This is a genomic window from Marinobacter sp. F3R11, assembly GCF_003318275.1.
GTDB lineage: Bacteria > Pseudomonadota > Gammaproteobacteria > Pseudomonadales > Oleiphilaceae > Marinobacter.
This window is the reverse complement of the sequence record NZ_QOCH01000013.1, coordinates 433,764-447,172: the sequence shown is the minus strand read 5'-3', so window position 1 is coordinate 447,172 and position 13,409 is coordinate 433,764. Positions and strand designations below refer to the sequence as shown.

Sequence of the window (13,409 nt, the reverse complement as noted above, 5' to 3'; positions counted from 1 at the left end):
CCAGTTTGATGCGGGGTGGAGCAGTCTGGTAGCTCGTCGGGCTCATAACCCGAAGGTCGTAGGTTCGAATCCTGCCCCCGCTACCATATAGAAAGGCAAATCAGTAACTTACTGGTTTGCCTTTTTTGTTTTCTGGGCCCTGAAGATTCTCCGTGCCCTCTGACTACGCCAGAAAGCATGCGGCTTCACGAAGAAAACAGAAGCAATTGGAGCCGGATTCTTCCAATTCTGGGTGGACCTAATATGGGGTCAGGGTCATATTCGTTAACTTACTTTGTGGCCTCGATCTTAAAATCGTCCTGAAGCCTGGCCCAATGCGATCTAAGGCCTTCTTTATGTGCTTCGTCCATCGGTAACGCTTTCAGCGCCTCAGGCCATAATCCTCTCGCTTTTGTCATTGTGTCATCTAAATGAGGTTTGATCGCTCGCCACGGAATACCAGATTTATCTGCCCACAACTGAAAATGCGCCATGGTGATGGTATACCATTCTTTGGTTTTACCGAGGTTGAGCGCGTATTGGGTTTCATTTTCGATATAGACATTGGTTGTAACGATATCGTATGCAGGAGACAGCCGTGGCGTGATCTTATCTGGATACAGAAAACTCCAGTTCTTGAGGTGCGCATCCCCATTTGCCAATAGAATATTCACGAGCAAACGCCTTGCGAACTGTTGCGCGTCGGCCAACCCGTCGCCAGAAAAGTCATAAATGACCTTGCCGATATTCTCATAATTGGCTGATGTGTATTTTTCGTGCGGGTACTTCACCAGAATTTGCGCGAAATCTTCCATGTGAATGCGCATGTCATCGTCACGATCAAATCGCTTGATGGCAAAGGCTTGCTTTTCATCGGGTAAGTTAATTTGTGGCAAATTGTCGAGTTTATCTAGTTCAACAAGTTTGATCTCAGGGATGTTAACGCCAACGAGCCCCGCCAGTGACATGGCGGTATATTCGTTCAGTGGCACAAACTTGTGCTTGGTTGAGGGCGTTTTGATGATCCAGTCACCCAGTACGTTGTCCTTGGATAAGTTATAGCGCCCATCCTTTTCTTTCATGGAAAACTTCATTTGGACGCCAGCCAAGGAAAACTTGTTTTCCTGGGTGACTTTATCAAACTTAACCGCCTTAGCTCTTCTATGCGTGCTCAGGACGTAATCAGGAACATCTTCAGGCTCCATTGGCGTAGCTTCGATTGCCCCCGGCAAATCTTCGCCAAGATACGAGAGAATATGAAATTCATTATCTACGTGTACCTTCAAGCCTTGTGCTATCAGCTCACGCAATGACCCCTCTGGTAACAAGTTTGAAAGTACTGGATGCAGCCGTTGATTCCGCGCCCATGGCGCAGCCATGAGCTTGGGCGCATTCGGAAACGCGGGATGAGTAATCAGGCTAAATGTCGGGCGACCAGGATCGTTTTTAAATGATTCTGCAATGCTCAATACATTGCGGCCATTTTTAAACCCTGCGAGATAACCGATCAGCACGCCATGAATTGAGAGCTGTAGAACATTTACTTCATCATTGCTGTCAGCGCTCATTCATTCTCTCCCAGCAAACCCTGCCATGGATCATCGGCCAGTGGGTTGCTTTGTTCTTTTCCCGTCTGGCTTGGCTTGGGTGCTGGCCCAGTTGATGGCCCAGTGGTTGAAAGAGCATCGTCGGCCAGTACCGCCAGAACAGCATTTAATTTTTCTTGTGGTATTAGCAGCAACTCACTTTTAAGCCCCTTAGCGACTAGCTCAAGAGTATCAAGCCGAGGGTTGCCCCTGGATTCCAAACGCTGATATTGCTGGCGCGATATACCAACGCGTAGCATCATATCGTGCTGCTTGAGCTTCAATGCGATTCGGCGTTTTTTGATCTGTTCGAGTAGTGAATTCATAATGAAACGTATATGTTGCTATTTACAATTAAGAAACATATTAGTTTCTTTTTTTTGCGTTAGCAACATATAAGTTTCTTTTTCGAGGTTAAAGCATTTCAGTTGTAAAAAGAGGCATATATGTTGCTTTTATCGAAGTGCTTCTACGTGCCGTTGTTCGCTTATTGTATTGTGCCAAAATTCGCTTATTGTGCTTGTTTTTGAGGAAAGAGCGGGCGAGCCAAATCTCAAAGCCCTAAAAGCCCCCAGCCAGTTTTCCTAGTTTCAAAGCAAGTAGCGCAAGGCCTTGCTCTTAATAGTGAGGGGGAAACTGACTGGCCGCCAAGCCCACCCTATATGACCTGATGGCAATGCCATTGATCATCCGACTGCCTCAATGATGATTCACCATCCCGCTTGTAATGGCTATCGGCAGTGTTCTGTTTATTGTTGCGCTTTGTCTGGTGATAAGAGCAGGCGAAAGTGATTTGTGGGTAGGAATACCGATTGGCCTGGCTGCTCTGGGCATAGGCGTTTCCCAGACAAGTGCATTGATTTCATTGCGACCTTTGAGTGAGCCAGCCGGGGTGAAAATCAGTGCTTTTGTCATGCCCTTATGGAAGCTGCTCCCGCCAGCGCTTGACCCTGACCTGGCCTTTGATAGCGTCAATGATTTCAATGATCAGTGCGATCAGCGCCTCGTTTCTTGTCTCTGTGCTATCCGGCATACCCGGGCCCCGGATGAAGGTGTTTACGATGTCTTCAATAAACGCGTGGTTTGATGAAGAGGCAAGGTCTTCGAGAATCTGCTGGATAACGTTCGCGACAATATCGCCGACAGCGTCCTCGAGCGTTTCCTGAATGGTTGACCCCACAACGGGCAGGTATTTCAATCTAGACAGTTCCGTATTCTGTTTCAGGGCATGATTAACCCTGTCTTCCAGATAGCTTCTCAAGGCCCCTCGGTTGGGGACATAGCCTTCTTTCGCAGCTTCTGCGACTCGTTGAGATATCCAGCTGGAGAGCATCTCTCGGCGCGGGTACAGGATATCATTCTGGATTTTCTCAAACAGCGGTGAGCCGAGTTTTATCTCATGCTGAACGCCGCTCAGTACTTTAACCACAATGCGATCCGATAATTCCTCCATAAAGGCTTCGTAGTAGAAGTTCACGAAGCGGTATATGCCGGTACTGGTCACATCGATGATTTTGTACTGGTGCAGGCGATATACAATGGAAATAACCCGCAGAATCCGCAGGAACCTCAAGCTTCCTACCGGGATGCAGCCAACAAGGTCGTACCAGTGAATAAAAGGGTAAAAGTACCAGCGGTCGTACACTTTGGCGCGGATGGCATAGCCCCAGCGAACAAAAAATTCGGTCAGAAAGACAGTTACGAACATGAAATCATAGAAGATAAAATTTTCGTGTACAGGCTGGTACAGGGTGTAGAACGCAGGGATCTGCTCTTTCAGAACGCTTTGAATGGCGGCAAAGTTATAGATTGAATCCCAGATTATGAACGTGAGGTTGATGATGAGGAGACCCAGCATCAGGAAGTCGATAATGAACCAGGTGAGCTGGTGACTGGATTTCAGGTTCTCTCGGTTTATTTTCAGCATTCGCTGGTATCCGCCCTCTGTGGTGTAATAGCGCTCGCAGATTGTCCCACAGGTTAGCGTATTTGAGGCCGGCCGACGAATTGCCCACGCGCGGATTAACTTGACCGGCCGACATTAAACTCTCACGCTTGAGCGATAATCACTATCATCATTCCTGTTACGACCAACACTGAAACTGCCGGATGCTACTACTTGATCATATGTTGAAATCTGGTCTGATCCGGCTGCCGGGCCTGGTGCTTTTGCTGTGGTCGACCCTGAGTCTGGCTCAGCAAGTTGAAGTGCGTGTCGACGGAGACTATCCCGGGCTCCGGGAAAATGCTGAAGCGTTCATTGGCGAGGTAGAAGGTCGAAGTGCGGGCAATCTGCGCCGATATGCATCGACCGCGGTCAAGCAGGCCAGCAAGGCATTGCGTGCACTGGGTTATTACAATCCCACAATGACTTGGCAGGTTGATGAGGGCGGCTCGGATGATCCTCCCCGGTTGCTTTTGAATATTGCCCCCGGGGATCCGGTACGGGTTAAGTCCCGAAACGTTGAGATTCGTGGTGCGGCTGCTTCTGATGAGCTTTTCACAGACAATCTGCCAGAGCACCCCGCAGAAGGCGATGTTCTGAATCATGGTGAATACACTAATCTCCGAAACGCCCTTCAGTCCAGGGCCCGGCGCCGTGGTTACTTCGATGGCCGTTTTGTTACCCGTACTCTCGAAGTAGATCCGGAAGCCGGTACTGCCGATATTACTATTGTGTTCGACAGCGGCGACCGGTATCGGCTTGGATCCGTCACCTATGAAGAAGGGCACTGGTTCGAGCCTCGGCTTCTTGATGAATTTGTAACTTTTGAACCGGGTATTGCCTATCATGCGGATGAAATAGCAAAGCTAAATAGTGATCTCCTGAGCAGTGGCTATTTCTCTGGTGTCGACATTGATGCCTCACCCGACAGCGCAGAAAATGGTGTGATTCCTGTGCAGGTTGGACTGACCCGTCGGCCCCCTCGTTCCATATCTGCCGGGCTGGGTTTTTCCACGGATGTCGGGCCTCGCTTTCGGGGCACCTGGCGAGAGCACTGGATCAACCCGATGGGGCACCGGCGGGGCGCTGACACTGAGTTGTCAGAACCCAGACAGAATCTGAGTACCTGGTATGAATTGCCGCTGGATCCTCCCATGACGGATCTGATCCGGCTTACGGCGGGTTATCAGCGTGAAGATATTGAGAGTGTTGAGTCCGAGCTGCTGACACTCGGGCAGCAATGGCAACATCAGCTGGATGAGGGCTGGTTACAGGTGCTCTCTGTGCGTTGGGAAGGCGAGCGCTTCAATATTGGTGATGATGAAAAAGGGACGAGTTCGCTGCTGCTACCCGGCGCGGGCTATTCCAAACTGCACATTGATTCGCCCCTGGATCCGTCCCGGGGTTATCGTTTACAGCTTGATGTGAGTGGTGCTCACAGAGCGGTTCTCTCCAGCGTGGATATCCTGCATGTAAATGCGATTGCCAAGGGCCTGTTTACACTTGCGGATAAGCATCGCTTTTTGTCCCGCTTTCAGGTTGGAGGCATAGCAACTAATGAATTCGAGGATGTGCCGCCTTCTCTGCGTTTCTTTGCCGGCGGCGATCAGAGCGTTCGCGGTTATGCCTATGAAAGCTTGTCTCCGGAAAATGAAAATGGCGTCAAGGTAGGTGGCCGCTACATTATGGTGGGTAGTGCGGAATACCAGTACCAGTTTGCAGAAAAATGGCGCGCTGCCCTGTTTGTTGACCACGGCAATGCTGTCAATGATCTGCTTGATCCCCTTGCGACTGGTGCCGGTGCCGGTATTCGCTGGATCAGCCCCCTGGGGCCCTTGCGCCTGGATATTGCCAAAGGCCTTGATCCGGAACTGGGTGGCGGGTGGCGCATTCATTTCTCAATGGGGCCGGAGCTGTGACAGACAGGCATAAAGACAGCGGGCAAACGGATCATTCAGGTCAGCCTCAGTCCCGGCGGAGAGGGCGTTTTCGGTTCTGGTTGCTGCTGTTCGCTGGGTTGTTTGTGCTCTTACCTGTGGTACTGGTTTCGCTAACCTTGCTGGCATTGCGCTCAGAGACGGGCACAGCCTGGGTTATCGACCAGATACCAGGGCTCGAAGCTGTTAATGACCATGGCTCCTTGCTCGGAAGCTGGCAGGCGGATCACCTTGAGTGGAGAGGGTACGGTGTTGATGTGGCGGTTGAGTCGCCGGTCATAGACTGGGCGCCGTTCTGCCTTTTTGATCTGCAGATCTGCCTTGAAAAGCTTCACGTAAAGCAGCTGGACGTCAGTGTGCAGCCAACCGGACAAAAATCTGACCCTGCCGGGGGAATCAGCCTGCCTGAACTGGAATTACCCCTGGGGCTTCGGGTTAATGATGTGACTTTGGGAGTGTTCACCTTTAATGGCAGCAAGGTGTGGGACAGGTTTGAGCTCAGTGGTGGTGGTTCCGGGACCGACTGGCAACTAGACCAGGTTTATTACCAGCTTGACGATTATATTGTGGAGGCCTCTGGCCGCCTGGAATCAAGGCGGGACTGGCCGGTAAATCTGGAGGTAAACGCCAGTCTGCCGCCGCCCTACGGTGAATCCTGGGCGGTTGATCTGGTGCTTTCCGGCAGTGTAAGGGACCTGGCGCTTTCAGGCCAGAGCCGAGGCTATCTGAATGCCGCTCTGGAGGGCAAGATTCAACCATTGGCGTCAGACCTGCCTGCACGGGTACGAATAACTTCGAAAGAGTTCAGGGTGGCTGAAGCCCTGCCAGAAACCCTGATCCTGAAAGACTGGTCCCTTGAGGCTAGCGGTAGCCTCAGGCATGGATTTACAGCGAGCGGACAGGCGAGGCTTCCGGGCACAGAAGGTCCGGTAGATCTGGCACTTTCAGGCCTGGTGACGACTGCTGAGGCTCGATCTATCCGGCTGGAGCTTGCCTCGACAGACAGGCCCGCCCAAGGTGATACCGATATGGCACCACAAACACTTGTGGTAACCGGCAGTGCGCAATGGCAGGGCGGTCTCAGTGCGGAAGCGAATGTACAACTCCGACAGTTTCCATGGTATTCGCTGATTGCCGGAATGGACAAACCTCCTGTAGCGCTAAATAGGCTGGATGGTGATGCCGTTTGGCGCGATGGCCGTTATCAGGCCACCCTCACAGCTGAAGTTGACGGCCCGCTGGGTCCGGCTGAGTTGGCGACAGCAATTGATGGCGATGCGAGCCATGTGCGGTTGACAGAACTTTCTGCGCTAACAGGAGCAGGTTCACTCTCGGGCGCTGGCTCTGTTAATTTTTCTGGCCCGCTGAGCTGGCAGGCGGCCCTGGATCTTACAAATTTCAATCCCGGGTACTGGGTGCCGGTTCTTGAGGCAAGTCTCAGTGGTCAGGTCACTACAGAGGGGCAGCTTACAGGCGAGCCGGTTCCGGCAATGAAAGCCAGCTGGGATCTTAACGGGCAGTGGCGCTCCAGCCCGACGGTCGCGGCTGGCCGGCTTGACACCTCTGGCGGAGACTGGATTGTGCCGGAGCTGAAGCTGGCTGTTGGTGAGAATCGCCTTGAAGGCAGTGGTAAATGGGGCAGGGAGTTGCAGGCTGACCTGGCTCTCAAACTACCGGATCCGGAGAAAATACTGCCGGGCCTTGGTGGGGAGGCCGACCTGCAACTCAAGCTTGCGGGTACTTCCGATGACCCCCTGGCGGTGTTAACTGCAAGTGCGGTCAAACTTCGCTGGCAAGACCTTTTGGTCGTTGATGCCCTAAGCCTTGATGCGAATCTGGAATCCGGATTTCGTCTCGACACTCAATTGCAAGGCAAGGGTTTAGCTGTCTCGGGGCAAAATATTGAGTCTCTTACGGTCAGGGCCGGGGGTACCCGGAGCAGCCATGAGGTTGCTATTGATGCTCTCCATGAAGAAGCTCGGGTGCAGCTGGATTTTCAGGGGGCTGCCGGTCAGGCGTGGAAAAGCTGGCAGGGCCAGCTGACTCGTGGAGTAATTGATTTGCCAGGGCCGGAACAGAGCTGGTTGCTGGAATCTCCGGCCGGGCTGACGTACACGGACAGTGGAGAGCTCAGGTTTTCGGCCCATTGCTGGCGCTGGCAGCTGAGTTCTGTTTGTGCGGATGACCAGGTCCTGCTACCGGTACCTTTTATTGCTTACCGTATCGATAGTTTTCCAGCCTCGGCTTTGGCTCCGGTTCTGCCTGAGACGCTCCGCTGGCACTCGGGTATCAGCGGTCAGGTTGGCTTTACTTCTGGTGCAAATGGCCCGGACGGCAGCATAACGCTTGATGCTGGTGAAGGCAGGTTTGAGCTGCTTGTGGATGGTGAGTGGGAGAGCCTGAGTTATGACGCTCTGGCGACGGAGCTGAAGCTCAAGCCCGATGAGGCGGATCTTGCATTGCGACTGTCAGGCCCTGAGCTGGGTAGGCTTACTGTGAGTATGACGTTGGATCCAATGGCGGAAGACCGTTCTGTTGAAGGCCAGTTCAGACTGGAAGGTCTTGATATTGCACTGGCCGGGCTTTTTGCCGGGCTTGAAGAGGTGGTCGGAGAAGTGAATGGTGAAGGCAGCATTTCCGGGCCGCTCATGAAGCCGTCTGTACGTGGGGAGATCGCTCTAACTAAAGGACGGGTAGTGGATCCGCGCCTTCCGTTGCCTATGGAAGAGGTAGTTGCGAGCCTCGAGCTTGAGGGCTATTCCGCCAAGGTTAATGGTAGGGTTGGCAGCAGCGATCGTAGCGAGCTACTTATCCGGGGAGGGATTGATTGGCAGGACGCACCAGGTGGTGAGATTCGTATCAGCGGTGACAGGTTGCCGTTCAGCCTGGAGCCGTACGCCCATCTGGAGGTGGCGCCGGATCTGGCCATTGAATTCCGCGAGGGTACTTTGCGCGTGGAAGGCCGTATCGATGTGCCTCGGGGAGACATCGAAATAAAAGGTTTGCCGGCACAGGCTGTCTCTGTTTCCGAAGATGAAGTTATTATCGGAGTTGAGGTGGAGGAACCCCTTGTCCGATCAATGAATATGGATGTCACGGTTGTCGTGGGTGAAGACCAGGTGAGCTTTGTTGCGTTCGGTGTGACAGGCGATCTGGAGGGTACTCTGCGGATCGGAAATGATATGGACACCCGGGGTACACTGCAGCTAGTGGATGGTCAGTACGAAGCCTATGGGCAGGAGCTAGAGTTACGGCGCGCACGATTGCTGTTTCTTGGCAGTCTGGTTGAGCCCTATCTCGATATTGAAGCCGTGAGGCAGGTCGACACGGTTGTGGCCGGGATTCGCCTGAGTGGCTCGGTTACATCGCCGACCACAGAGGTGTTCTCCAGCCCTGATATGCCGCAGTCAGATGCCTTGTCTTATGTGGTTCTTGGCCGGGCACCGGGAGGCCAGACGGATGATGGCCAGATGAGCCGGGCGGCTATATCTCTGGGGCTGACCCAGGTGAACAAAGTAACCGGTGAGATCGGGGAAGGTTTTGGAATTCGTGAGTTGACGCTGGAAGCTGAGGGTAGTGGGGACCAGACGTCCGTTGTGGCGAGTGGTTACCTGACCGACGAACTGAGTATTCGCTACGGGGTGGGGATTTTTGAGCCGATCAGCACAGTGGCGTTACGCTATGACCTGGGTAAGTACTTCTATCTTGAAGCTGCCAGCGGGCTGGCAGCTTCTCTGGATATTTTCTATACCCGGGACTTCTGAGTTCAGTCCAGTTCAAATGTCGCATTCACTGATGCGCTGATTTCCGGCCATAATATGTGCTTGGCCAAAATCGGGTGTAACGTCAGATTCGGTTGGATTCAGGCTCCAGCCGGTCCAGTTTGAATGCAAGGGCTGCCTGCACGAATTCGCTGAAAATCCGCCGGTGCCCACTGTGATAAAGCAGATACTCGGGATGCCACTGCAGTCCCATCAGCCATTGTCCCCGCGTGCTTTCTATTGCCTGGACAAACAGGTCGTTGTCTACAGCTGTTACCTGCAGGTTTTTACCCAGACGCTTTATGGCTTGGCTGTGTATCCGGTTGGCGCCAATTACCGATGCCCGCATAAGTTTTCCCAGACGGCTGGTGCTCACTACCTGTACAGTTTGCATGGGCAGCAGCAAGGGTCTGTGTCGGGTATTCACTCGGAGGGGTGTTACATTCTGGCACAGGGAGCCACCATGGAATATGTTGATAAACTGAGATCCCCGGCAGATGCCCAGTACCGGAATTCCGACGGACTCTGCCTGTTCCAGAAGGCTGTAATCGGTCATATCCCGTGCCTGGTCGTAATGCGCGCTTACCTGAGGTTCCTGGCCATAGCGACTGGGGTGAACATGTGTGCCGCCTGACAGCACCAGCCCATCCAGCATTGAAACGTCCACCCGGGAGCCGGGCCGGATGTAATAGGGTTTCGCACCCTGCAGCCTCAGACCAAAACTGATCAGTCTCTGGGCAAAACGCTTGCGGGAAGGACCGCTGATGCCAATGGTTAGGCCGGGCAGGTTGTGTTCCGTAAAATCCCGCTTAGACATAGCCTTTGCTGTGCAGCCAGTTTTCGGAAGTTTCAAGCCAGCTGTGTGTCAGGTTGTGCAGGCTGATCCCGCGGCTTTCCCGGAACAGAGAGCGAAGCTCTGCCAGATCGTTCGCATTGTTGGCAACCTGCTCCACTACAACCCAGTCATTCCACACATCGGAGAAGTTCCATTCCGGGTTGTCGATGTCACAGTCCGGTAACCGGTAATGAAGTGTGGGCCGGGCCTTGATGCGGGGGTCGGTCACATACTGGTCGAGAAGGGGTTTGTCCAGATAGGCAAAGAGAGGGAGAAGATCCATGGCCCGGTTACGTGTGGGGTTGGTCTCCAGGTAGTCCACCATCATCCGGTGCTGGTCCGGGGCGTAGCCTTCCCTCATCAGCAGGTCTGTATAACGACCGCTCCAGGGTTCGATATAAGGCGTGAACTTTCTGCTGATATCCAGTTGGTGGCGAGCCTTGAGCCACTCGTAGAGGGCGGCAAAGGCCTGTATGTAGCGAACCAGCGTGCCTGGTCCGAGATCGGGAAGTTCGGGGTTAAGCTGTAACCCGAATGCAAAATAGATAGCTTCGCGGCTGCCAAGCGCTCCGGCCTCGCGTAGCTCCCTGACCAGAGTTTCAATTTTCGGCAATTGCGAAAACGGCATGGGAGGGCTGACAATCTCCAGCGGAACAATACGCTCAGCCGCAGCATCTATGACATCCATCGCGTGCCCCCCGAGTTCACGGAGAGCTTCAGGCATGCTGTCATCTGTCAGATCCAGGTCTTTCACAGGGTCTGAGTCCAGTTCGATAACAAAGGGCCCCAGAGGGGTCTCAAGCTTGCTCACATAGCGGGATTCCAGAGATGAAGTCCCGCCAAGAAGCTTCGCTGTAAGACTTACCAGTTGCTCGTATCCAAGCCCGGATAATTCAATTTCAACACCCACGCGCCGTTCCTGTCCGTCCGTGGTGTTCAGAATGTCCGGCATTTTGCAGGAGGTAGCTTTACTCATAGGTTTCACTGCGTAGTGGGCTCACTGGAGATGAATTTTCTGACTTTTCACCATAACACACTCCTGTAGTGCCATTGGTTAATGGGTTGAAAGAAAATCCACCACCTGACTTTACACTGGATAAAACACTGTATATAGTCAAATCACTGTATAAAAAAACAGGATGGATGGCGAACTGTATAAGCCGCCAAATATCAGGCCCCGCATGTATTAGCCCTGCATGCAGAAAGCGGAGCAGCGCAATAATGAAGCTGACAGCAAGACAGACTCAGGTACTGGAAATTATCCGTCGATCCGTGGATGAGACCGGCTATCCGCCAACTCGGGCGGAAATAGCAGCGGAGCTTGGATTCCGCTCTGCGAACGCTGCGGAAGAGCATCTTCGGGCACTGGCACGCAAAGGTGCGATTGAAATGGTGCCCGGAGCCAGCCGGGGCATTCGTCTGCCTGATGTTGCTGAAGATCCGGGGTTACCGGTGATTGGTCAGGTTGCTGCGGGTAGTCCGATTCTGGCCCAGGAGCATGTTGAGGATCATTGCACGCTCAAGCCCGAGTTCTTCTCGCCTTCAGCAGATTATCTGCTCCGGGTCAGGGGTATGAGCATGAAGGACATAGGTATTCTTGATGGTGACCTTCTGGCAGTACATAGCACTCAGGATGTTCATAACGGTCAGGTTGTTGTGGCCAGAGTGGGCGATGAAGTGACTGTCAAACGCTTCCGCAAAGAAGGTTCCAAGGTCTACCTGATCGCAGAAAATGAAGAATTTGCTCCGATAGAAGTCGATCTCCGGGAGCAGGAACTGTTCATTGAAGGGTTGGGTGTAGGTGTAATCCGGCGCTCTGATCTGCATTGATCAGACCGGTATAACCACAGACGCATTGAAAAACGGGTGAATTATGGAACAGCTAAGTTTTAATCAGAACATGGCGTGGCAGCAGGGTGTATTACCTGGCTCCCCTTGTTTGCCTGATCCGGCGCCGGAGTACAGGGTCCGGAAACAACGTGCAGTTATTCGAGCCCGGCATAAACCGGATGTTGAGGACACCACTCCGGCTGGCAATGTTACAGAAATTATTTTGCCGGAAGGGCAGGTAGAGAACTTTCAGCTGCTGTTGCCAATGCTGACTCAGCTCAACCAGGAAAAGCGCTGGCTGGCGTGGATTGATCCGCCTCAGGCACTGGTGAGCAAGTGGCAGAAAATGCATGGTATTGTTGCAGGAGAGCTTCTGGTTTTGCGCTCTACCGCAGAATATCCCGCGCGCCAATTGGCAGAAAGAGCGCTGAGTGCGGGTACGTGTCATGCGGTGGTTATGTGGACTCGTAAGCTGGGGAAAACAGCCTTCGACTCTTTACAGAAGGCTGCGGCGGAGGGTAATAGCCACGGCGTTGTTCTCAGACAACGCTGATGGTCGCCATTAGTGCAGAGTATAAGCGGGCTGAGCGTCTGAAACGTCCGGCTCGTCATCTTCCCAGTCAATATCGTGGGTAACATTTCCTGCGGCTTCTATCCCCGCAGCAATCATTGCTTTAGCCACAGACATATCCCGGTCTGCCATCATTTCTCTGGCTTCATCTGAAAACGAAATCCTGACCAGTGGCGCACTGTCGTCGTCAATGCGTCGCAAGGCGTAGTCGCCGTTGCTTAATTGTACTATCTCGAAAAACGATGGTGACATTTCATTAACCTTTTTTGTGTTGAAAGCTGGAAGCGACGATGCAGGGCTTTTACCACTCGCCGTGTTGCTCTTCCAGGTTATCTGCAAACCTTTTAATGGCATTCAGCGCCTTCATCAAAGATTGGGTGGAGCGGTCTGGCCCGGCTTCGGCAGAAACGGCAATGATGTTTTCAGCATTGACTGTTTTCCGTGCGGCGGGTGGCCTGCTCTGAGTGATTTCTATCTGGTCCAGATAGTTCCACCAACTTCCCGCTTCCTGCTCCAGTGCTCTTAACTGGCTGACTTCAGTAGCCTGTTCTCCAATCAGGGACGCGAGTTCTGCCAGCGATGAAGGCTCTTCCGAGCGTTTCTGGTAGAACCGCGCAATCATCACGAGCAAGATCTTTCTTGCTCTGAGCAGAAGCTCGATAGAGCCCTGAGTAGCCGCTTCATACTGCAATCGTTGTTCGGAAGTATTCGCCAGAGTTCCCGTGTCGGCTGCCAGCTCAGGCGTTTCAAGAAGCGTTCTTGCAAGAAAAAGCTTTTGTGAAACCAGTGAATACCATTGAGATGCCATTGATAGTGTCTGCCGTGAGTCAGGGGAGCCTCTGATAAGCTCCCGGCTGTGGAAACTTTCGCCGAGGGTCTCTGTACGAAGTCAATCCGATAGGACAATCCACGATTATAGCATTTCGGCATGCAGATTTCTTTACCTCTTCTATCTGGCTCTGTTA

The 13,409-nt window shown here is 52.9% G+C and carries 11 protein-coding genes and 1 tRNA gene; 5 read left to right on the top strand and 7 right to left on the bottom strand.

Going from position 1 to position 13,409, the window contains the following annotated elements:
* Positions 1-9 precede the first annotated feature (9 nt).
* Positions 10-86: transfer RNA gene (locus DS878_RS07060), tRNA-Met, on the top strand.
* 183 nt (positions 87-269) lie between these two features.
* Here the strand turns inward: DS878_RS07060 and DS878_RS07055 are convergent.
* The 3 genes from DS878_RS07055 to DS878_RS07040 form a co-directional block, all read right to left on the bottom strand.
* Complete coding sequence (locus DS878_RS07055; RefSeq protein WP_113815251.1) at positions 270-1,547, bottom strand: type II toxin-antitoxin system HipA family toxin; 1,278 nt, start codon at positions 1,545-1,547, stop codon at positions 270-272.
* Positions 1,544-1,891, bottom strand: coding sequence for a helix-turn-helix domain-containing protein (locus DS878_RS07050; protein ID WP_113815250.1), 348 nt, complete (start codon positions 1,889-1,891; stop codon positions 1,544-1,546). Before DS878_RS07050 ends, DS878_RS07055 begins: the two co-directional genes overlap by 4 nt.
* Positions 1,892-2,484: 593 nt before the next feature.
* On the bottom strand, positions 2,485-3,492 hold the full coding sequence (locus DS878_RS07040; RefSeq protein ID WP_113815248.1) for a hypothetical protein: 1,008 nt from the start codon (positions 3,490-3,492) through the stop codon (positions 2,485-2,487).
* Between the two features lie 200 nt (positions 3,493-3,692).
* Between DS878_RS07040 and DS878_RS07035 the strand changes: the two genes are divergently transcribed.
* Both DS878_RS07035 and DS878_RS07030 read left to right on the top strand, forming a co-directional pair.
* Positions 3,693-5,429, top strand: a complete 1,737-nt coding sequence (locus tag DS878_RS07035; RefSeq protein ID WP_113815247.1) for an autotransporter assembly complex protein TamA — start codon at positions 3,693-3,695, stop codon at positions 5,427-5,429.
* Complete coding sequence (locus DS878_RS07030; protein ID WP_261977656.1) at positions 5,426-9,211, top strand: translocation/assembly module TamB domain-containing protein; 3,786 nt, start codon at positions 5,426-5,428, stop codon at positions 9,209-9,211. Before DS878_RS07035 ends, DS878_RS07030 begins: the two co-directional genes overlap by 4 nt.
* Positions 9,212-9,293: 82 nt before the next feature.
* Here the strand turns inward: DS878_RS07030 and DS878_RS07025 are convergent, their stop codons facing one another.
* Positions 9,294-10,025 carry a gamma-glutamyl-gamma-aminobutyrate hydrolase family protein gene (locus DS878_RS07025; protein WP_113815246.1) on the bottom strand — a complete coding sequence of 244 codons (732 nt, stop codon included), beginning with the start codon at positions 10,023-10,025 and terminating at the stop codon, positions 9,294-9,296.
* Positions 10,018-11,019, bottom strand: a complete 1,002-nt coding sequence (locus tag DS878_RS07020; RefSeq protein ID WP_113815245.1) for an amidoligase family protein — start codon at positions 11,017-11,019, stop codon at positions 10,018-10,020. The genes DS878_RS07025 and DS878_RS07020 overlap by 8 nt, the downstream gene beginning before the upstream one ends.
* A gap of 242 nt (positions 11,020-11,261) precedes the next feature.
* On the opposite strand from DS878_RS07020, the gene lexA reads away from it, so the two are divergent.
* Both lexA and DS878_RS07010 read left to right on the top strand, forming a co-directional pair.
* Positions 11,262-11,873 carry a transcriptional repressor LexA gene (gene lexA / locus DS878_RS07015; protein WP_187298763.1) on the top strand — a complete coding sequence of 204 codons (612 nt, stop codon included), beginning with the start codon at positions 11,262-11,264 and terminating at the stop codon, positions 11,871-11,873.
* 43 nt (positions 11,874-11,916) lie between these two features.
* Positions 11,917-12,426, top strand: a complete 510-nt coding sequence (locus DS878_RS07010; RefSeq protein ID WP_113815243.1) for a cell division inhibitor SulA — start codon at positions 11,917-11,919, stop codon at positions 12,424-12,426.
* A gap of 9 nt (positions 12,427-12,435) precedes the next feature.
* Here the strand turns inward: DS878_RS07010 and DS878_RS07005 are convergent, their stop codons facing one another.
* A complete protein-coding gene (locus DS878_RS07005; RefSeq protein WP_113815242.1) occupies positions 12,436-12,696 on the bottom strand; it encodes a hypothetical protein in 261 nt (86 codons plus the stop codon).
* A 49-nt stretch (positions 12,697-12,745) separates the two neighbouring features.
* Positions 12,746-13,252 (bottom strand): DUF6586 family protein, encoded by a 507-nt coding sequence (locus DS878_RS07000; protein WP_113815241.1) that lies wholly within the window; start codon positions 13,250-13,252, stop codon positions 12,746-12,748.
* Between the last annotated feature and the right edge of the window lie 157 nt (positions 13,253-13,409).

Coding starts and splice junctions, on each gene's coding strand:
- DS878_RS07055 (WP_113815251.1), bottom strand. CDS start 1,547: ATGAGCGCTGACAGCAATGATGAAGTAAATGTTCTACAGCTCTCAATT.
- DS878_RS07050 (WP_113815250.1), bottom strand. CDS start 1,891: ATGAATTCACTACTCGAACAGATCAAAAAACGCCGAATCGCATTGAAG.
- DS878_RS07040 (WP_113815248.1), bottom strand. CDS start 3,492: ATGCTGAAAATAAACCGAGAGAACCTGAAATCCAGTCACCAGCTCACC.
- DS878_RS07035 (WP_113815247.1), top strand. CDS start 3,693: ATGTTGAAATCTGGTCTGATCCGGCTGCCGGGCCTGGTGCTTTTGCTG.
- DS878_RS07025 (WP_113815246.1), bottom strand. CDS start 10,025: ATGTCTAAGCGGGATTTTACGGAACACAACCTGCCCGGCCTAACCATT.
- DS878_RS07020 (WP_113815245.1), bottom strand. CDS start 11,019: ATGAGTAAAGCTACCTCCTGCAAAATGCCGGACATTCTGAACACCACG.
- DS878_RS07010 (WP_113815243.1), top strand. CDS start 11,917: ATGGAACAGCTAAGTTTTAATCAGAACATGGCGTGGCAGCAGGGTGTA.
- DS878_RS07005 (WP_113815242.1), bottom strand. CDS start 12,696: ATGTCACCATCGTTTTTCGAGATAGTACAATTAAGCAACGGCGACTAC.
- DS878_RS07000 (WP_113815241.1), bottom strand. CDS start 13,252: ATGGCATCTCAATGGTATTCACTGGTTTCACAAAAGCTTTTTCTTGCA.